We start from the raw sequence: 19,708 nt of genomic DNA on the forward strand, positions 1-19,708 counted from the left end.
TTATTTATCTTTGATGACTGTTTTGTTTTTCTTTTTATTTTGCTCTAAAATTTTGAAGATGATTTTAGCGTTGTCAGTGTTGTCAATTTGGCCAGCAAATTTGCTTGATGACGGACCGTAAGCGTATACAGGAACATCTTCTCCAGTATGACCACCTGTTGTCCAACCTGTGTTTGAACGCGTATCGAAGATTTTCTCGATTGCATTGTCGATATCAATTTCTTTTTTAGCTGTTGCATCTTTTACCGATTGAATTTCTTCAGCTGTTAAATCAAGATTAATATATTGTTTTAAAGTTTGTTCAACATCGGCACCATTCGCAATTTTGTTTGCCATGAAATCGGGTGTGCGTTTAGCAGCTTTGATTGGAGTGGCAAACCAGTTGTAATCGCCATTTGCACCAATTGTGAAACCGCCAGTAGAGTGGTCAGCTGTTGCAACGACTAATGTATGCTTGTCTTTTTTAGCAAAGTCGATGGCTGCTTTGAATGCCTTTTCGAAATCTTCCATTTCACTCATTGCTCCAACGATGTCGTTGTCATGACCTGCCCAATCGATTTGGCTACCTTCAACCATTAAGAAAAATCCGTTTTTATTTTGTTTTAAGCTAGAGATGGCAGAGTTCGTCATATCTGCTAGGGAAGGTGTCTCAGCTTTGCGGTCAATCATTTTATCCATACCACCAGTTGCGAATAAGCCAAGAACCTGTTTATTTTTATTTTTATGTAACTCTTTTTTTGTTGTCACATAGTTAAAGCCATCTTTTTTAAATTCTTTCACAAGGTCTCGGTCCTCGCGGATAAATAGTGATGAACCGCCACCAAGCAGAACATCGACTTTGTGCTTGCCGTTAATGAGTTCATCGTAATAGTCATCTGCAATGCCGTTCATGTTTTTTCGACTTGGATCGTGAGCGCCAAATGCAGCTGGCGTTGCATGTGTAATCTCAGATGTTGCTACAAGTCCTGTAGCTTTGCCCATTTCTTTTGCAGATTCTAGGACAGTCTTCACTTCTGATTCATCATTATCTACTGCTATAGCATTGTTATATGTTTTAATACCTGCTGACATTGCTGTTGCAGCAGATGCAGAGTCTGTTACGTTTTCTTTTGTGTCTTCTGGATACGTCATTTGTTGCCCAACTAGATATTTATCAAACACTGTAGGACTGACAAATTTTGAGTTAGGGCTGCTTTTTAAGTAGCGATAGGCTGAAGTGTAAGAAACACCCATGCCATCTCCAATAAGGAAGATAATATTTTTAATTTCGGGTTCTTTTGGTGCTGTTGATTTTGCTTGCGCCTCAGAAAAAGGTACTCCTAGGCTACTAATCGCCAGAGTAGATACAGCTGCAAACGCAAGTAATTTCTTCTTGAAATTCTTGTTCATCAATATAATTCCTCCTAAACTTTGGTATATCTAAAATATACAGAAACAGTTTTATGGAAGTGTTATCGCCATGTAAGAGATATGTAAATCATTGTAAAGAAAAGATTAACTATCATCGCAAAACTGTTAATTTTTTTTATAGTATGTTCAAAATCGGGTTATTTATTTTTAGAAATTCAATTGTAATATCAGTGCCACATCTATTTTTAGCGTTTTTATTTTGAGAATCAACGCATAATAAAGAAATTAAATGTTAGTTTTGTAGTTGGTGCGGCAATAGCTGGCGGATTAGCGTTATACTTTGGCTGTGAATCACAAGCTCCTCATGGTGGAATGTAGTTTCACTTCTAATTGGTTGTATTGTAACAGCGTTAATGGTTGGATTCTGGAAATAACCAATTGAAGAAAAAATGTAAAGTATTACAGGGCTGCCTTATTTTGTTGAACGGTCAATCGGTCAATTTAAAAGAATTAAACAACTGGTAATTACAAATTAGAGTTATGTTGTATAATTAAGGAAGTTAGTGTGGTCTGAAGGAAGATATTTGATGCAATTTAGAATTGGAGGATGATGACAATGGAAGTGTTGATAAATACTGAAAGACTACTAATCAGAAATTTTAAAGAAGATGATTGGTTAAATTTATATGCATATACATCTAACCCAAACGTAATGGAGTATATGCCATCAGGAGTGTTAAATGAAGATGAAGCAAAGCAGTTAGTGAATAATAATTTGCACGATAAAGCTGAGAAATTCGCAATTATACTAAAAGAAGAAAATCTCCTGATAGGTCATATTGAATTTTTTAAATACTTTGGTGAACATACTTATGAAATAGGTTGGGTGTTTAATCCGGACTATTGTAATAAGGGTTTTGCTACTGAAGCGGCCAAAGCATTTGTAGACTATGGATTTATAGATTTAAAGTTACATAGAATAATTGCCACTTGTCAGCCCGAGAATATTCCATCCTATCGAGTTATGGAGAAAATAGGTATGAGAAGAGAAGGATACTTCAAAAAATGTATACCTCATGGAGATACATGGTGGGATGAATATTACTATGCAGTGTTAAGAGAAGAATATTTAAAATGAAAAATAATAGATAATTTATATGTAAATTACTTCTCAAATTTAATGTACTAATGGAGGAAGTTTAAAATGGACTGTTTAGGATGTAGTCTAGCTAATAAAAATGATCAAGTTCATGTTGTTTTCGAGGATGATTACGTATGTTGTTTCTTGGACCATGATCCATACAACGAAGGCCACGTTTTAATATTGCCTAAAAAGCACATTTATGATGTTGAAGATCTTGATGAAAATACTGCTAATGCAATAATGAAGGCATCTATGCTTTTATCTAAAGCAATAAAAAGACTGTTTAACCCTGATGGTATTACCATTTGCCAAAACGGTGGCATTTTCAATGAATTAACTCATTATCATATGCATGTTGTACCTAGATACAAAGATCAATCATTCGCCACTTTCTATTCAGGTGAGGATAATTATATAGAAGAAGATATTAATTTAGTGGAGACAAAAAGAAAACTTATCGATGTAGTTAATGAAATAATTAACTAAATAATAGTGAATGTAAAAGGAACTTCCGGTCACGTGGAGTTCCTTTATTTTTTTAAAAAACATTTTGAAAGCTTGATTAAAAAGTAAATGACTCATTTGGCACAAAAATGCTACTCAGGCATAGACTAGTGTACGGTGTAGAAAGCGTGTATGAATTAACAATGCTACATACTAAAATTCTGATTAGCAGCATTTTTTCACAATTCTAATATCAAACAAGTATTGAATGTAATATTGGGCATTTGTGAAAGGAGTAGTTCTGCAATTGCCGTTTTTTACACTGTTATTTAAGTTAATAGAAAAAGGTAAAGTACAGTTTCAAAGAAGATGATATATGCTCAATTTTTGTGAAGGCGCCGTAATATAATAATAAATTTTCTGGAAAGGATGAAAAGATGAATTTCGTAAAGCAAATTGTGAGTTCAGCGTTTATAGGATTCGTCTTATTTTATTTAGCGTATGTTATAGATATGGGCAGCTTTAAAATGGAAAGTGAATTTGTCATGGTAGCTGCTATTATAAGTATTGTATTTTTAATCTTATTTATATTAGATGGAATAGTGTTCACCGATGAGACTAGTAGAATCATTCCGTATCAAACTGTATTTGGAAGCGTTTTATTTTTCCCGATTTATATAAATATCATGGATAATTTAGCGGATTCTGAAGCAAATTATGCTGTTCGTTTTATTATCAGTATGAGTGCTGTTTTTTTCATCCTCATTGTAGCTGTCTCATGCTCAATTCGCCATCATTATAATAAGAAGAAACTTATTGGTTAGAAAAAATATAGTAGCTTTGAAAAATTATATTTCATTTAAAAGAACTACCACTTCAAATGTGAAGCAGCAGTTCTTTTTTTGTTTGCTTATTATCTATCATTAATTTTAGTAATAAAAAAGTTCATAGTTGTTGAGCTTTTCTATATCAATCAGTAATATCTACAAATCTGGTGAATATTAATGGAAAGAGGTAGTAGACAAGTTTAAGGAATTTGAAACTTAATCTAGAAGGAGATGAACAGGATGAAATATATACTAGGCTTAATTTTGATCGTTTTTCCAGGCATCTATGGATACTTAGCTCATCAATCAATGATTCCATTTTATCCTCTGATCGCGCAAATTGTTTTTTTAGTATATTGGTTATGGGTTGGTTACATAATCGGGCGATTTAGTAAGAGCTCTATGAAAGGATTGATTTTAGGGAATAGTGTATGGCTGATTTCGTTGGTATTATTCATCTGGCAATTTGTCCTAACAGATGAAGTGGGAAGATTTGGAAACGTCGCTGCCATCCCACAGTACTATATTCTTCCGTTTGTATGGTTAGCGAGTAAATTAGCAGGACTATTAACTATGATTGATGGTTCAACAATTATCATTCTTACTTTTATTTGTATGTTAGTTGTATTTGTTTCCGGATTTAGACTAGGGAAAAAGTGATGTACGGTTTTCTTAGATATTATATACAATATATAGCCATTTGCTAATTGGATTTGCCACATCTACCATTCTCCTGAAAATTTACTTTATTATTAGAGTATTAAATATGATCCATTGAATATGTATTACTTTTTTCGGATAATAATAAATATTGTATCTTCCGTTTATAAGTATTAAACAACTTCCAAATGGATCATCAGAAGGAGAGACAAATGAAAAAAATTAAGAGGCTATTTAAACGTAAATCAATTTGGTTCCTTCTTGTCCTTTTTGTATTTATATATGTAAACAATAGTTCTTTGTTTGCAAAACGGGGAGAGGGAGCTCCACTACTTCTCGCGCATAGAGGACTTGCCCAAACGTTTTCGATGGAAGGTATAGAAAACGATACTTGTACAGCAGAGCGTATTAACCAACCAGAATATCCTTATTTGGAAAATACGATTCCTTCTATGGAAGCGGCAATTAAAGCTGGAGCAGATTTGGTGGAGATTGATGTGCAACCTACGAAAGATCATAATTTTGTGATTTTCCATGATTGGACACTAGATTGTCGGACAAATGGACAAGGTGTGACAAGAGATTATACAACTAGTGAATTACAGGCATTAGACATCGGATACGGTTATACGGCAGATGAAGGAAAAACATTTCCTTTCCGAGGTAAAGGAATAGATCTAATGCCAACACTTGATGAAGTATTGAATTACTTTCCAAAGACTTCTTTCCTGATTCACATCAAAAGTGATGATGAAAATGAAGGAATACAAATGGCGAATTATCTAGAAAAGCTGCCAGCGAATCGCCTCGAACAATTAACTGTGTATGGCGGCGATCAACCAATAGCTACACTAAGAGAGCGTTTACCAAGTTTACGTACAATGTCAAAAGCTACATTAAAAAAAGACCTTATAATATATATGGCTATAGGGTGGACAGGTTATTTGCCTACAAATCTTAAGCACGGTCAATTACATATTCCAGAAAAAGTAGCACCGTGGCTTTGGGGATGGCCAAACCGTTTTCTAAAACGAATGGATAATGCAGATACGAGGGTTATTGTTGTTGGAGGCAATGGGTCCGGCTTTTCAAGTGGTTTTGATACGCCAGCAGATATCAAACGTCTTCCTGAAGATTATTCAGGGGGTATTTGGACGAATCGTATTGATAAAATTGCACCTTTATATAACAAGTAAAGCTTAGTAAGCAAAAAGACAAACCTGGTTCCATAGAAAAATAGGACACAGGGTTGTTTTTTAGTTTAGAATTACTATTTTTGAACACCATTTCATTAGCGAATGGTGTTTTTTGTCAGTGAATTTTTAAATTTAGAAGGAAAAGAATAGAAATTAATAGAATAGAGTTAGAGAGTGGAGAAAATGTGATGAAAAAGCATAGTTTTTTCTTAATTATAGAAGATAAATATCAATTTGGACTGTATAGGACAGAGGTGAGCGAATTGAAAGTAACGGAAGAAATGAAGCAAAGAATACAAGAAGTATTAATTCATGATCCATTATTTACGGTCGTACGTGATACACCTATGGAAGAGATATTATACAGCGATTCTTATTTAGCAGAAATAATTGAAAAGAAGTTCTATTCAATTACGGAAGTCGCTGTGTGGTTTGGCATATCGGATGCGAAGCTAAGATACTATATCAAACCATTTAAGGAATATATTTTTCTCGACCAAGAATTGACCCCCTCCACGTCAACGGTAATACGTTTATCATTCTTAGCCATATTAAAGCTGAGAATGATTATGTTGTTAAAAGATGAGTATCGAGTGAAAGGTTTAAAAGAACTTTTAGGCATAGATGATGTAGGCCGTGTAAATCCACGACCACATTTTTCTGAAGAAACAGCAGTCACAGTTCCAGACCATTTAGGTGAGAAAGTAGATATTCTTAGTAATGTACTAAATCAAATGCTTCAAACAGGCTTATTTGAATTTAAAAAGAAGGATGAATCAGAAACTCAAATAGTAGTGAATGAAGATTTCTTCAAGCAAAGATTGGTTGCTTTTCCTAATGATTCGAATGAACAGATGGAAGAGATAAAAGCACAAACAGAGAAGTTGATAAAGGACAATGAGATATTAAAAGATCAAATTCAAGACATTACGGCTCATAAAGTGAAGGATATTGCTGTGAAGTTGAGAGAACGCCACATTGAGAATGTGGTTGTTTCTGAGTTACGAGCTGAAGCATTAAGTCAGTTTGAAAGTCAAAATAAAATTGGGCTTTTCAAAAAACTCTTTTATTCATCAACAATTGAAAAAGAGAAAGAACAATTTGTATCTAATTATCTGAAAGTACATTTGTATGACAGATTAGAATTGGAGCTAGCCGATTATTATCAGGCCAATCAGCTGCAAAAAGTGCAAAAATAACATCTTGAACTTTTTAAAAGTTATCTATTTTAGAATTGATTATACTAAAGAAAACCAAAACATAAGAGAAGTAATTAATGAATCTATAAGAAATTGGCACATTGATATGTATCAAACTTCATAGCCGACACTTTAGGTTTGGACTCTGTATTGCACAGGATTCAATCCTTTTGTTTGTGACTGAATGTTTTCAATGGAGGGGGAGTTAGGGGAAGGTTTAAATAGGATGATAACACTAAGTGTTAAAGATTTTGATAAAGCGATAAAAGTAATAGAAAGTAATTTGAAAACTGTACCAACTTTTGTCTATTCAATATTAAATAATTATATTAATGGAATTGTTTATGTAGACTCAAAAAATGTTGAGACATTGCTCATTGGAACAGAATCCGGTATTTATTTCATTGCTGGGGAAGAAGATAATCATCAGTTTAATGATTTTCTTTTTGAATTGTATTGTAATAGAAAAAGTGAGGGACTACGATTTACTTTATTTTCTGCATCTGAAAACTGGGATTGTGTAATTAACGTACTTTTTAAAGACAAATTAAAGCAGAGAGGCTGGTATACTTTTACGTATGACCATAAGAAACAGTTTCAAGATGAAAGTCCTCTTGCCAGTGAATATTCTATAAAAAGAATAGATGAAGAGTTAATTAATAGTAGCTCTGAATATAATGGAAATTACTATAAAGAATATTGGGGTTCTGTGTCAAACTTTATTGAAAAGGGTTTCGGTTATTGTATTCTACATAAAGGGAGAGTGGTTAGTGAATGTACTTCGATTTTTTCCTCACTTCAATTCTCAGAAATGGATATTGAAACACACGAAGATTATAGGGGACAAGGATTAGCCGCTATTAATGCAAAAGCATTTATAAATCACTGTTTAGAAAATAATATAATGCCTCGCTGGGATTGTGACATATTAAATAATGCATCTATTAAATTAGCTGGAAAATTAGGATTTAGACAACCTAATAAATATTCAATATTTATAAAAAATAGCTAAATGTTTATCAGAAAACACTAATTAAAGAGAAAAAATAAATGAAACTATAAAAAATTGGCACAAATTATTATACCTAACCAACTATCTCTTGGAGAACCACCTCTATTAGGCTTTGATTTACAGTCCTAACAGTGAAGTTATTGAATTTATAGAAGATGTTAATTTTGATTTAACTACTAAATCAGCAACTTAAGCAATAGGGGAGGATACTAAGTAAAAGAAGGAGCTGTGATTAGCTTCTTTTTTTATGCAATAAAAGTGACAGTACTCATCATACCTTCAAAAAAGGGCACGATTGTAGACTAAAATAGATAGAGAATAATGTTAATAAATATCAAAGCATTATAAAAATAGTGATATGATGGGGGTTATACCATCTTTTTGAATTTCAAGTCTAATGCAAAGAAGGAGCATTATTTCATTAGTAATAGGGGGAGAATAATGGATAAGATTTTACAAGAAATCATAAATTGGGCCAAAATGAGCGATAAACAAATTGTTATTGGTATTTCAGGACATGGTGCTGCTGGAAAAACAACATTTGCCAATAGATTTTTAAAGCTACTAGATTCAGACGAAGTGAATTATATTAATACTGATCCATATATTGTTAGTTCGAACATACGGAAGCATGCAATTATCGATTATACATATCAAAATGAAAATCATCGTTATAAAATGACTGCTTGCCATCCATCCGCGCATCATTTGTCTTCCTTAGAACGAGATGTTCAGATGGTTAGAAATGGTTTAGATTTGTATACGATAGATTCACACTATATGAAAAGTGAGTTAATTTCTTCGAAAAACAAAGTAACGATTGTAGAAGGAATGAGTGTCGCATTTATTAATGCAGATTTATTTGATTTAAAAATTTTCTTTTATACAGATAGTGAAACAGAATTAATGAGAAGATCAAGCCGTGATATTGTTGAAAGGGGAACAGATATCAATTATTTAAGGCAGTCTCATGATGAACGTCGGATTCAGTACGAAGTGTTTATGCATCCGTACAGTCAGCATTTTGATATTATTATCAAAACTTCTGATGAAACAATATGTCTAGAAAAAAATACATTTGAATTTAAAGTGAAATGAAGGGAATCCATTTTGAATAGGTATTTTTCAAAATGGATTCTTTTTTGTGTACAACCATATTCAAATAAGGTATTAAAAACTAGCACTCAATCAACTACAGATTTCATTTGCTGGCGATATGATATAGGGCTAGTCGTAAATTTCGATTTAAATACTTTTGAAAAATAATTTGCATCATTAAAGCCAGTAGTTGTGGCGATCTCACTAATTGGCAAGTTTGTTTCTCTAAGCAGTTGAATAGCATGGGTAAGACGTTTTTCATTTAAGTATTGTTTAAAAGTAACTCCTTTAGTTGTTGAAAATAACATGCTTAAGTAACTTGTGCTAATGCCTAAGAAGTCGGCGAGTATTTTAAGGTTCAACGTGTTATCGGAGTAATAAAGGTCAATGTAATCTAGTGCTCCATTTACATAATCAAACTGGCCGTGTTCTTTTTGGTGTACTGCCTGATTCATTACATCTTGGCAAAAAAGGACGAATTCTTGGATGATGGTGTAGAGTACTGGATGATTCAAAATCATATCAAACAATAAGTCGTATTTTTTTTCCACTTCAATCATTTTATCCATTTGGTATTTCAGCATAAATCGTCTTACTTGAGCTAATATGCTTGTAAGATGAATGCGGATGGCATCTGGTTGATAGTAAATCTCCAAATTAGAAATGTTATACAAAAATATCTTAATAGTTTGGACATCATTTTGCTCTAAGCTTTTAATCCAAAGGCGCTGTTGTTCAATTGTTAAAAAGTGATCGAATTTTTTGTAGACAGGCATTTGACTAACATGAAAAATTTGAGAAAACCCATTTTGAAAACGTAAACTCAATGCTTGTTTTAATGCATTATACATCGTTTTTATGGATTTATTAGGCAAATCATAAATAGCCATATTTAAATAAGCATTATTGGATTTAGTCCACTCTCGCATAATTGATTTTCCCTTTTTAATTAACTCTTCTAGATTTTTATCATTTGAAAAGCAGATAATTCTTTTGGATAATGGATAAAAGGTAAAGTGCTGTGAAAATGGTAGGGATTGTAGCCAATGAAAGAGTAACTCATTTTGCTCTGAAAACTCAGTTTCTATCATAAAGCAAAAAACATTGTCTTCTATTGGAGTAGGAGAATCATCTATAAAGAACGCTGGATACATTGATTTCTCTTGTACATAGGAAAGCGTATCGTTAAAAGTATTCAATACTTGCCTCGATGCAAGTGTTAAATACTGTTTTAACAAATTCAAATCGATTGGTTTTACTAGCAAAGTTAAAGCGCGTAAAGAAAGAGCTTCTTGTGCATTCTTAAATAAGGGTTCAGCAGTTATTGTGATTAAATGATGAGGTTGAATCGATAAAGCCCTCTTTAATCCATTTTTTTTATCTTGCATTAATATTTCAAGTTCTAGCAAAATAATTTCGGGATTCTCCATTTCAAGATAATTTATAGCATCTTCAGCAGTTCCTGCTTCGTAAACAGTTGTAATATCCAACTGATAGTGTTTTATAAACCATTGAATGCCCGTTCTTTCGGTCAGATCTCTATCGATGATTAATAGTTTCATCCTGCTCACCACCACGCCATTATTTATGATTAATACGTTATTGATATAAAATCTAATAAAAGTCCCTGTTTAATCTAATATAATTCTATACAATCTAAAATAATTCCTCTTTTTGTTATATTACCTATTCAAAGCTATTGTCTAAATGATACCTAGATTGCCAACAGTTTATTGAAATGTTTTATATGATTTAAAGACAATTATTTAAACAACTGCAAATGAATTCGTGGGATAAACTGTATTAGCATATGATGTTTTGAAACAATGATTTCTGGAAACGGCTATATGGAAATTAGTGAGATTGAAAAGACTTTAAAATTTCCATAGACCTAAGCCACCATATGGCTGAACGTTTAGAAGAAGTCATTGAACGAATCTGAGGATATTATGAGGTGATAATTGGAATTTCATAAAACATTGTCGATAAGTTTTAGAAATACAGATCACACAATAAGTGTTGAAGTAAACCATCCACTAAAAAATCAATCTAAAAGTAGGAAACCTAAATAAATGAACTAATTACTAAGATTCGTTTATTTGATGAGGGACATTTTACCACTTGATTTTGATATAGGTAAAGAGAATTAAGACCGAGAGTCTGATTATGAAGTGAAGTTCCGTTAAGGGGTTTAAAATTTAAATTAGTGGAGGTTCCGAATGAGTGAATCCAAAACACAGGTGTTTGTCAGTGACTTTACAGGGGCGACGGATGCCATCAAAATTCAAGCGGCGTTAGATTTTGCGTTTGCTAATAAGCAAAAAGTCGTCATTGCAGAAGAACGTAAATACCAACTAAACGCAACAATTAAAATCCGTGAAGGTGTAGAGTTACGAGGAGAACGTGCAACTCATTACTCATTAGATGCAAATTTGAGAGGTTTTGAGTTGGAACAAGGAGCTTCTTTTTGTGGTGGTACGATTAGTATAGGAATTAATAATTACGCGAAGGAAGTTGTCTATTTAGACGGAAAATATAGGTATGATAGTACTAGTGTCAAAACAGTTATACGTGATTTAGTCATGTGGAACTGGACGTCAACGACTAGCGGGATAGGTTTATCTTTATTCTCGGGTGGAGACACACATCAAATTCAATTTCTAAATATTGAACGACTGGTGATATGGAATTTTGACATAGGAATTCGATTAAACGCAACGGAACCAACTAAGGGCCAAACGTGGATCAATGCAAACCGATTCGATAAGATCACATTGTCAGAGTGTAATCAAATGATCGTGATTGAATCAAATATTAGTGTTCCATTTGAATGTTCAGGTAACATCTTTACTAATCTGCAGATTCAACCAAGCACAACTACGAAGCAAATTCTGAAAATTTCGGGTATGGGAAATACATTCACGGGCGTTCTATGGGATACACATATGATTCAACATCAAGGACCCATTGCGGAATTTACCTCTACCAGCTCTATGAACAATATAAATATGATGTTCTTTCCTGAGGAACGTTATGTCAACAATGGTGAGCACACTAACAGAATCGGTGTAGGTGGATTGTCCTCAGAAGGTGAATTAGTGGGGCGTGACTGGAATACGGTTCAAAAAATGGGAACGTATCGTATCATTGAGCCATCTGGATTAACAGCAGCTCTTCATCAGCCAGTAGGTGCCTATGAATATGGAATTATGACCGTTTTCACAACGGGCGACAACGTAGCGCAATTTTATGTTCCACATCAAGGAACTGAGAATTTCTATATTAGATCAAAGTTCGGTTTAACCGACTGGACACCATGGAAATTGAGTGGAAAAGGTAGTGTTAATGGTCCTGCAATCATCGAAGTATTATCAGCAGACCCAGTGAATCCTGCGATTGGTAAGGTATGGATTAGGAGTGATCTATAGATGGGTACGCCTATTGCCTATCAACGCATCCAAACAGCAAAAGGGACATTTGAAATTCCATTGTACTCAATGAAAGATGCGACTATCCTGGATAAATCTCTAAAGATGATGACGCATAAAGGTCTAGCTTGCTATGAACTAGTCGATGCGAAGGTGGGTGGGGTTGAAAATTCTTCCTTCCTTAGAATTCAAACCCACAAGGGACTGAAAGCCATTAAGGGTGTTGTGAACATCATCAAGCCGATTAACACGGCAAAAGCAAGGGCAAATGACAAGGCATCAATTATTATAGAAAATACACCAGATTATTTCCATGTTTCAACTCCTTGGGCGGGGACGGGGCTTGTTATACCGATTGGACTATTAGTTCCAAATCATTATTATGATTTTACAATGTCTATAGAAATTTCATATTCCTTAACCAAAGCAGACTTTGTACTAGTGAATGTATGGAACGCTACTCAAAAAAAGTATTTAGTTAATGGAATGGCTATTATGTTTAGCACTCCAAGCGTTGGAGTTAAACAGGATTTGAAAAGTATTCGGTTAAACACGGATTCAATCTTGGCGACAGATCAGATTGAGTTAAAAATATTTGCTGCAAATGGTGACAAAAGCACGGATGATTCGTTAAACTTTAAAGTCTATAAAGCAGGTATGACGATTAAATTAGTGTAAAAACACAAGGGGGACATACAGTGCCCCTTTTTGTTCGTTTTGTTGATAAACGTGAAGTTATGTCCCTTATCCATAACAGATAGGAAAATATGTAGTGTAGGTGTAAAGTATCTTAGTACATAGTTGAAAAATATATAATAAAAAACAAACCTAATCACCAATATAAGTTGGTAGATAGGTTTGTTTTTTTAGTTACTATAACTAATTTTTTGATCTATATATCAATCGAGTATCTATATTTCTCACATCATACTCTAAAATACTTCTTCAGATTTAACCAGACCTAATTTTTTTATGTGGTATTGTAACGATTGTCTTGAAATATTTAATTGTTTTGCTGCAACTGTTATATTCCATTTATTGCGTACAAGTATGTTTTCTATATAATTAGCTTGATTAGATTCTAGGATGGACTTAAGTGGCCTTGCTATTTCTTCGACACGATCTGTAATTGAGAGTTTTTTTCTTAGATAATGAGGTAAAAAGGATTCGATAACAGTTTCATTAGACTTAGCTTGAATTACTAAATTCTCAATTAAGTGCTGTAACTCTCTTGTATTTCCTGGCCAGTCATACGAGAGTAAAGTTTTAAAAAGTGTAGGTGAGAGTACAATGTTTTGTTTTAAATACTTTTTTTGATAAGTTGATAGGAAGTGATTGATGAAAAATAATATATCTTCAGCTCTTTCTCTTAATGGGGGAATATAAATACTTGAATGTGCGATTCGATAGAACAAATCCAATCGCATTCTACCTTCAGAAGCAAGCAGTTCTGGATCCTCATTAGATGCACTAATAACACTACAAGTAATAGGAATTAATTTATTACTACCTACTCTTCTTACTGCCCTTTCTTGTAAAATACGCATAAGTTTAGGTTGAAGAGTTATCGGCAATGAATTTATTTCATCTAAAAACAAAGTTCCATTCTTTGCATATTCAAATAATCCTTCTTGTTCAACCGCACCAGTAAAGGCTCCCTTAACTGAACCAAATAGAGTACTCTCTAGCAAATTTTCAGGAATTGCCGCACAGTTTACAGCTACAAATGGATTGTTCGCACGTGGACTGAAATTGTGCATACTTTGAGCAAATAACTCTTTTCCTGTTCCAGTTTCACCGACAATTAGAGCATCAGTATTGTAAAGTGAAATGTTTTGTGCCTCTTCAATTGCCTTCTTTAAAACATGACTCTCGCCCTTAATATTTTCAAATGTATATAGAGTTCCATTTGTATTTCCTATCACCTGAAAATCCTTTGAAACGAGACTACGTTTTAATTCAATTGTTTCTAGAAGTTTGTTTTTTAAACTGGTTTCAGTATGGCTTATCGAAAATACTGCAATTGTTTGTCCGTCTTTTTGTATTGGAAAAGAACTATAGCCCACGTATTGTGGTCCATTATTTGTTTTAGAATGAGCTTTGTATTTTGCGTAAATGGGCTTACCCGTTTTGAAGATATGCGCATGTTCAGATTGTCTTCTATTGTACTTATAAACATCCCAAAGTTTGTTGTTTAAAACTACATTTTTTTTCATTTGTTCCATTTGTTCCTGAGCTTTATTGTAGTAGATGATACACCCATCACGATCACTAATTATTACTCCTTCATTAAGGTTTTCTAAGACTTCTTCTAAACAAAAAAGGCGATTAGTTTGATTATTTGAAAGGTCACCAATATCTTCGAATGTTAGAAATATAAAATTATACTCAAATGAGTAAGAGTCTAACTTTATTTTATAATGACGTCCATCAATTGAAATGATTGTATTATTCTCCAACTCGCTTTTATCTATCTGAAATACTTCACAAATAGAAATATTTTTTCGCAAATGTAATGAAATATTCGGATGGGTTTTCCACCATAGAATTTCAAACTGTTCGTTCATCACAATGACATTCGTACAAAGGTTATCCACTAGTCTTTTTAATTCTTCGATCAATGAAAAAGTCCCCCTTTGAAACTATTATGCTCATATATGCAAAATTTATCTGCTACATAGAATTGTAACATAAAACATTGATATTTCAGAAAAATAAGAATTTTATAGATTTATAGTTTTTTTTTGCAAAATTTATCTGCAGTTTTTAAAGAGAAATGTAATGAAAAAATTTAATTTAACTCTTATGAAAATAATTAAATTCGTTGAAAGTCCCATATCTTATTATTTAACCATTAGTGATTTGGTTTTATAAAAAAGAGTTGGCACACCTTTTGCTTATATTATTTGTATAACCTAAAAGGGGGCATTTATTTATGAAAACACCAGAAATTTTATACTCAGTAAAAGCACAAAGAGGAAATGTACTTCGTTGTAAAGGGTGGAGACAAGAAGTAATTTTAAGAATGCTTGAAAACAATATGGAAAATGCAGAAAAACCTGAGGAGTTAGTAATCTATGGAGGGATTGGGAAAGCAGCTCGAAATTGGGAATCGTACCATGCGATTGTTGATTCTCTTAAAAACTTGGAAGATGATGAAACTTTAGTCGTTCAATCAGGTATGCCGGTTGCTATTTTCAAAACACACAAATATGCTCCAACTGTTGTTATGGCAACTACAAATATCATGAAAGCTGATTGGCCAACGTTTTATGATTTACAAGATAAAAACCTGACGATGTATGCTAATTACACTGCAGCACCTTGGGAATATATCGGAACACAAGGTGTAATTCAAGGCACATTTGAAACACTTTCTGCAATTGCTCGTTTACACTACAACGATTCATTAGTAGGGAAAATTTTACTGACTGCAGGTGCAGGGGGCATGGGCGGAAATCAAACACGTGCTATGACGATGCACGGGGGTGTCGCGATTTTATGCGATTCAAATATTGAAATTATTAATCGCCGTATTGAAAAAGGATTTATAGATGTAGTTGTTGAATCGTTCGATAAAGCCGTCTCACTAGCAAAGGAGAAAGCAGAAAAGGGAGAAGCAATAGGTATTGCAGTAGTTGGAAACGCTGCAGATATTTTTGAAGAAGCTTTAGAGAAGAATTTCTTGCCAGACATTACTACTTCTATGACTCCTGCGCATGATCCATTTGCATATTTACCTGCGAATTATACAGTAGAAGAGGCTGAGGCATTACGTAAATCAGATCGCGATAAATACCTAGTAGAAGCTCGTAAAACTATGGTTCGTGAACTTAATGCACTTATAAAGTTCTTAGATTTGGGCGTAAATTCATTTGAATATGGCACGAGCATTCGTAAAGAATGTATTGATGCGGGAATGGATGCAAAAGAAGCAAAACGTTTACCTGGATTTGTTGCAGAATACATCCGTCCATTATTCTGTGAAGGACGTGGGCCATTCCGATGGATTTGTATGTCAGGTGAAGCTGAAGATTTACGTAAAATTGATGATATGATTTTAGAAAAATTTAGTGATGATTTATTAGTCACACGTTGGATTAAGTTAGCAAAAGAACATATTCCAATTGAAGCATTACCAGCTCGTATTTGTTATATGGGATTTGGCCAACGCAAAAAATTTGCACTAGAAGTAAATGACATGATCCGTAAAGGGGAATTGAGCGGACCAGTTGCATTTTCTCGCGACAATTTAGACTCTGGATCAATTGTAAATCCAACATTTGAGTCTGAAAATATGAAAGATGGTGGAGATTTAATTTCGGACTGGCCAGTATTAAATGGCTTATTGAATGCAGTTGGAATGTGTGACTTAATCGCCCTACAGGCTAATTATTCTATGGGTGAAGCTGTTCATACTGGAGTAACAATGATTGCTGATGGTACTGAAGAAGCGGATATGCGCCTTGAAGTTGCTATGACAGTCGATTCGGGTATTGGAGTAATACGCCATGCACAAGCAGGTTATGAAACTGCTAAAGAAGTAGCAAATGGGAAAGGTAAATTAACAAATGAAAGTATTCAAGTTCCATTATGGTGGGAGCCAACAGCTACATTTGGACCAAAAGATGTAAAAAAAACTAGTGTGCTGAAGTAATAAATTTTTGTGGGTCTAATCAAAAATGTTAGGCCCTTTTTAAATGAATTGAGGTGGAAAAATGCAAAAAATAGGGCAAATAGGAAATGACCAAGTTGAAAACAGGAAGTATTCAGCGACAACTATTTTAAAGTTCTTCTTATGCAGTATATTAGGCATATTTATGTTTTTCTTACCGCTTACGATTAATGGAAAAAACTCTATCCCACTAGATCACTTAGTTGGGTGGATTCGAACAACTTTTAGTTCCATTATTGTTTACTACATTTTAGTAATAGTAATTCTGGGTGCTCTTTATCCATTTTATAAAAAAACATGGAATTCTTCATGGATTGAAGCTTCTATTTCTTTCTTAAAAGTATTTGGTGCGATTGCAGCAGTTCTAGTTGTTTTTAATATTGGGCCAGCTTGGTTGATGGCTGAGGATATGGGACCATATTGGTACAACGCACTACTTACTCCAATAGGTGTTCTTGTCCCGATAGGCGCTGTTTTTTTAGCACTTCTAGTAGGATATGGTCTATTAGAATTCATTGGTATTCTAATGCAGCCTATTATGCGACCATTTTGGAAAACCCCTGGACGATCTGCTGTAGATGCTGTTGCTTCATTCGTTGGTAGTTATTCCATAGGTTTATTAATAACAAACCGTATCTTTAAGGAAGGAAAATATACGGCAAAGGAAGCAGCAATTATAGCTACAGGATTTTCAACGGTATCCGCAACTTTTATGATTGTTGTAGCTAATACACTGGATTTGATGTCTATATGGAATTTGTATTTTTGGACGACATTTTTTGTAACATTTCTTGTGACAGCAATTACAGTACGTATTTGGCCGATACGTAACATGAGTAATAACTATTATAAAAATAAGCCAGGTGATCCTGAACAAATTGTTACAAAAAATAGATTGAAGCATGCTTGGAATGAAGGTTTAACTACCGCAGAGCATGCAAAAAGTATTTGGAAAAACATAATAGAGAACGTAAAGGATGGAATAGTAATGGCAATGGGGATACTGCCAACTATTATGTCTATTGGATTAATAGGCTTGCTTCTAGTGAATAATACGCCAATTTTTGATTACCTAGCATATATCTTTTATCCACTAACTTATTTATTACAAATAGCAGAACCATTGTTAGCGGCAAAAGCTGCGGTTATTAATTTAATCGATATGTTTTTACCATCATTAGTTATTTTAGAAGCGCCATTAGAAACTAGGTTCATTATTGCAGTATTATCTATTTCGGCTATTTTGTTCTTTTCAGCGCTAATACCTTGTATTTTATCAACTGAGATTCCTATAAACGTTGGTCAAATGATAGTTATTTGGTTCATTAGAACAGTGTTGACGTTAATAATTGCAACGCCAATTGTATATTTGCTTTTGTAGAAAGGAGTAATTGATTTGACTAAGATTAGACCACAGTTAATTATTGAAAATCCTGCACAAGTAGTAAGCTGTGTAGGTGACAAAATGTCAGATATTTGTCCGTTAACTAATGTTGCAATTGTCATAAAAGATGAAGTAATTATTGAAATATGCTCCCAAAAAGAAGTAAATAATCGCTATGTTCGAGACAATCGCAATGTTATTGATGCCACTGGAAAAGTTGTAGCACCAGGCTTTGTTGATTCACATACACATTTGGTTTTTTATGGTAGCAGGGTGGAAGAATATGCAGCTAAACTTTTTGGTAATGTTGAAGAAAATGTAAAGAAATTAGAAATGAAAACCGGCCCTAATCGAACAATTGAACTGACTCGTGATCAACCTGCAAGTGAATTGTTAAACCAATCCAAAAAAAGAATGTATTCAATGCTCAAGCATGGTACAACAACAGTTGAAAGTAAAAGTGGATATGGTTTAACGATTGAAAGCGAGTTAAAGATTCTTGAAGTGGGCCGTAAATTGCAAGATGAGACACCAATAGATGTAATAAATACATTTTTAGGTGCACATGGTTTCCCAGAGGGCATGACAAAAGAACAATACTTAAAAGTTATTATTGAAGAAATGATTCCGCAAGTTGGAGAACAGAATCTAGCTGAATTTTGCGATGTATGGTGTGATGAAGGCTATTTTACTGCAGAAGAGTCTAGACAAATTTTAGAAGCGGGATTAGCAGCCGGAATGCTTCCTAAAATTCATGCTGATGCGTACTCCTATATCGGGGGTTCAGATTTAGCGGCTGATATGAAAATGGTATCAATTGATCACTTAAACTATACTCCAGATCATGTTATGAAAAGATTAGCAGATAGAAAAGTAGTGGGAGTCGTTATGCCTGCGCTTGATTTTGCAGTTGCTCACAAAAAGCCTTTTAATGCTAGACAGATGTTGGATTCTGGCATGATTGTAGCTCTTGCAACGGATATGTGTCCTGCATGTTATACAACGTCAATGCAATTTGTTATGCAATTGGCCTGCAGGCTTTATCAATTTTCAGTTGAAGAAGCGATTAAAGCTGCTACTTGGGGCGGAGCAAAGGCATTAAATTTAGAAGATCGAGGAACAATAGCTGTTGGCAACCTTGCAGATCTTCAAATATGGGATGTACCAAATTATAAGCATGTTGCCTATGAACTTGGTTCGAATTTAGTAGATACAGTGATTAAACGTGGGGAAGTAGTTTATGAGGAAAAAGCCAAAATTTTAGAGAATGTTGAATTATAGAGGAGGAATA

Annotated in this window: 16 protein-coding genes; 13 read left to right on the forward strand and 3 right to left on the reverse strand. The window is 33.8% G+C overall.

The window, feature by feature from the left end:
• A complete protein-coding gene (locus BK137_RS19285) occupies positions 1 to 1,389 on the reverse strand; it encodes an alkaline phosphatase (RefSeq protein WP_038182843.1) in 1,389 nt (462 codons plus the stop codon).
• 583 nt (positions 1,390 to 1,972) lie between these two features.
• Between BK137_RS19285 and BK137_RS19290 the strand changes: the two genes are divergently transcribed.
• The 8 genes from BK137_RS19290 to BK137_RS19325 all read left to right on the forward strand — a co-directional run bounded on the left by BK137_RS19290 (position 1,973) and on the right by BK137_RS19325 (position 8,930).
• Positions 1,973 to 2,488, forward strand: coding sequence for a GNAT family N-acetyltransferase (locus tag BK137_RS19290; RefSeq protein WP_038183267.1), 516 nt, complete (start codon positions 1,973 to 1,975; stop codon positions 2,486 to 2,488).
• A 66-nt stretch (positions 2,489 to 2,554) separates the two neighbouring features.
• Positions 2,555 to 2,980, forward strand: a complete 426-nt coding sequence (locus BK137_RS19295) for an HIT family protein (protein WP_038182842.1) — start codon at positions 2,555 to 2,557, stop codon at positions 2,978 to 2,980.
• A gap of 395 nt (positions 2,981 to 3,375) precedes the next feature.
• A complete protein-coding gene (locus BK137_RS19300) occupies positions 3,376 to 3,762 on the forward strand; it encodes a hypothetical protein (protein WP_038182840.1) in 387 nt (128 codons plus the stop codon).
• Positions 3,763 to 4,005: 243 nt separating this feature from the next.
• Complete coding sequence (locus tag BK137_RS19305) at positions 4,006 to 4,425, forward strand: hypothetical protein (protein WP_038182837.1); 420 nt, start codon at positions 4,006 to 4,008, stop codon at positions 4,423 to 4,425.
• Positions 4,426 to 4,637: 212 nt separating this feature from the next.
• Complete coding sequence (locus BK137_RS19310) at positions 4,638 to 5,621, forward strand: glycerophosphodiester phosphodiesterase family protein (RefSeq protein ID WP_038182829.1); 984 nt, start codon at positions 4,638 to 4,640, stop codon at positions 5,619 to 5,621.
• A gap of 188 nt (positions 5,622 to 5,809) precedes the next feature.
• A complete protein-coding gene (locus BK137_RS19315; protein ID WP_051448665.1) occupies positions 5,810 to 6,820 on the forward strand; it encodes a hypothetical protein in 1,011 nt (336 codons plus the stop codon).
• Between the two features lie 226 nt (positions 6,821 to 7,046).
• Entirely contained in the window at positions 7,047 to 7,832 is a 786-nt protein-coding gene (locus BK137_RS19320) for a GNAT family N-acetyltransferase (RefSeq protein ID WP_038182827.1), read from the forward strand.
• Between the two features lie 441 nt (positions 7,833 to 8,273).
• Complete coding sequence (locus BK137_RS19325; RefSeq protein WP_038182824.1) at positions 8,274 to 8,930, forward strand: uridine kinase family protein; 657 nt, start codon at positions 8,274 to 8,276, stop codon at positions 8,928 to 8,930.
• Positions 8,931 to 9,016: 86 nt separating this feature from the next.
• Here the strand turns inward: BK137_RS19325 and BK137_RS19330 are convergent, their stop codons facing one another.
• The gene (locus tag BK137_RS19330; RefSeq protein WP_038182821.1) at positions 9,017 to 10,492 is read right to left on the reverse strand and encodes a response regulator transcription factor; all 1,476 of its coding nucleotides are present in this window, start codon (positions 10,490 to 10,492) and stop codon (positions 9,017 to 9,019) included.
• 657 nt (positions 10,493 to 11,149) lie between these two features.
• On the opposite strand from BK137_RS19330, the gene BK137_RS19335 reads away from it, so the two are divergent.
• On the forward strand, positions 11,150 to 12,358 hold the full coding sequence (locus tag BK137_RS19335) for a pyocin knob domain-containing protein (RefSeq protein ID WP_051448664.1): 1,209 nt from the start codon (positions 11,150 to 11,152) through the stop codon (positions 12,356 to 12,358).
• Positions 12,359 to 13,036, forward strand: coding sequence for a hypothetical protein (locus BK137_RS19340; protein ID WP_038182820.1), 678 nt, complete (start codon positions 12,359 to 12,361; stop codon positions 13,034 to 13,036).
• 254 nt (positions 13,037 to 13,290) lie between these two features.
• Here the strand turns inward: BK137_RS19340 and BK137_RS19345 are convergent, their stop codons facing one another.
• Positions 13,291 to 14,979 (reverse strand): sigma-54 interaction domain-containing protein, encoded by a 1,689-nt coding sequence (locus BK137_RS19345; RefSeq protein ID WP_051448663.1) that lies wholly within the window; start codon positions 14,977 to 14,979, stop codon positions 13,291 to 13,293.
• A gap of 314 nt (positions 14,980 to 15,293) precedes the next feature.
• Here BK137_RS19345 and BK137_RS19350 point away from each other — a divergent pair, with 314 nt between their 5' ends.
• The 3 genes from BK137_RS19350 to hutI all read left to right on the forward strand — a co-directional run bounded on the left by BK137_RS19350 (position 15,294) and on the right by hutI (position 19,698).
• Complete coding sequence (locus BK137_RS19350; RefSeq protein ID WP_038182817.1) at positions 15,294 to 17,015, forward strand: urocanate hydratase; 1,722 nt, start codon at positions 15,294 to 15,296, stop codon at positions 17,013 to 17,015.
• Positions 17,016 to 17,076: 61 nt separating this feature from the next.
• Positions 17,077 to 18,414: a YjiH family protein gene (locus tag BK137_RS19355; RefSeq protein ID WP_038182808.1), complete on the forward strand. Its 1,338-nt coding sequence runs from the start codon at positions 17,077 to 17,079 to the stop codon at positions 18,412 to 18,414.
• A 15-nt stretch (positions 18,415 to 18,429) separates the two neighbouring features.
• Positions 18,430 to 19,698: an imidazolonepropionase gene (gene hutI / locus BK137_RS19360; RefSeq protein ID WP_038182807.1), complete on the forward strand. Its 1,269-nt coding sequence runs from the start codon at positions 18,430 to 18,432 to the stop codon at positions 19,696 to 19,698.
• Positions 19,699 to 19,708: the final 10 nt, after the last annotated feature.

The sequence above is a fragment of the Viridibacillus arenosi genome (assembly GCF_001955655.1).
Lineage (GTDB): Bacteria > Bacillota > Bacilli > Bacillales_A > Planococcaceae > Viridibacillus > Viridibacillus arenosi.